Below are 1,589 nucleotides of genomic sequence, written 5' to 3'. Positions count from 1 at the left end.
GCCGATTTTTAGCTCTTTGATACCGTTCTCGGAAACTTCGCCACGTTGGCGATACCAGACCAACGTATCTTCTGCAGACTCCTGGCGATTGCTAGTGTAACGTCCCCTACTAATATTTAGAAAATATAGAATTGGCGATTATGAGAACGCCAATGAAAATTTCGCTGGGTGATAAGGACAAAAATACCCTGCAGCGATGGTTGAAGAGTCGAGCTGTTGGGCCAAAGCAAAAGTTACGAGCAAAGATCATATTGATGACAGCTGAGGGTAGACCGACTGAGGAGTTAATGAGTTTACTTAATGCCAGCAATCCGACTTTGAATCTCTGGCGCAAGCGCTATCTGGAGTGTGGCATTAACGGGTTGGTAAAAGGGAAGACGCGCGCACCTGGGAAACCACCGCTACCACAAGACAAAGTACAGGAGATACTGACACTGACGATGACGGGCAAACCGATTGCCGCCACGCATTGGAGTTGCCGCACAATGGCCAAGCAAGTCGGGGTATCAAGGATGTCGGTGAACCGGATTTGGCGTGAGCACAAACTCAAACCGCACCGAGTTAAGGGCTTTAAGGTATCCAATGATCCATTATTTGCCGAGAAGTTGCGAGATGTGATTGGCCTTTACTTAGACCCACCTGAAAAAGCAATCGTGTTTTCAGTGGATGAGAAAAGCCAGATTCAGGCCTTGGATCGGACTCAGCCAGGTTTACCTATCAAGCCAGGAAAGGCAGGTACCATGACTCATGATTACAAGCGCCACGGAACAACTACCCTGTTTGCAGCTCTCAATGTTCACGAGGGAACCGTTATCGGCGAATGTCTGCCAAACCATCGTAACGACGAATTTCTCAAATTTCTGAAGAAGCTCGATACACAGACGGACAAAACCTTGGATGTGCATTTGATTGTCGACAACTACGCCACCCATAAGCACCCGAACGTCAAAGAATGGCTGGCCAAACATCCACGCTTTCACCTTCATTTCACTCCCACCTCAGCTTCCTGGGTGAATTTGGTCGAACGTTTCTTCCGGGACATCACCGAAGAGCAGATTCGCCGAGGCGTATTTCGCAGTGTCGATGAACTAGAGGCGACGATCAAGCAGTACCTGGAACATCGCAATGCTAACCCCAAGCCATATCAATGGACCGCCACTCCAGAAGCAATCTTGGCTAAAGTTACCAGAGCTAAAGAAATGTTGGGGACGTTACACTAGGGTCTGTTGACGTTTTGAGGTAAGTATTTCATAAATCGAAGTAAACTCGTAATATTGAGAGATTTTTACACCCCCCCACAAAACGAGTTTACGATGCCCCGACTGATGCTCACCGATGAATTCTGGCCGAAGCTGGAGAAGATTCTGCTTCAAGAAGCGATTTATAACAAGCGCAATCTGTGCATGACGGTGGAGGGTATGCTATACCGAATGCGGGTTGGTTGTCCGTGGCGGGACTTACCCGAGGTTTTTGGATGCTGGAATTCCATCTATAAGAAGCTGTCTGGCAAAACATTAGACGCATTTTGCAAGTGTTATTTTCATCATGGCGATTCGAATCATATTTTCGGCAGTGCCTGGCAGGATCTC

2 protein-coding genes are annotated in these 1,589 nt (G+C 47.7%); both read left to right on the top strand.

Annotated elements, in window-relative coordinates; all coding sequences use genetic code 11:
• Positions 1-140 precede the first annotated feature (140 nt).
• Complete coding sequence (locus BLP80_RS14860) at positions 141-1,220, top strand: IS630 family transposase (protein WP_090544512.1); 1,080 nt, start codon at positions 141-143, stop codon at positions 1,218-1,220.
• A 93-nt stretch (positions 1,221-1,313) separates the two neighbouring features.
• Positions 1,314-1,589: transposase (locus BLP80_RS14855; RefSeq protein WP_256325134.1), on the top strand; the 276-nt coding region annotated here is incomplete at its 3' end.

This window comes from Nitrosomonas sp. Nm132 (assembly GCF_900100485.1).
Taxonomy (GTDB): domain Bacteria; phylum Pseudomonadota; class Gammaproteobacteria; order Burkholderiales; family Nitrosomonadaceae; genus Nitrosomonas.
The sequence above is the reverse complement of the archived record's forward strand: the minus strand, read 5'-3'. Positions and strand labels throughout refer to the sequence as shown.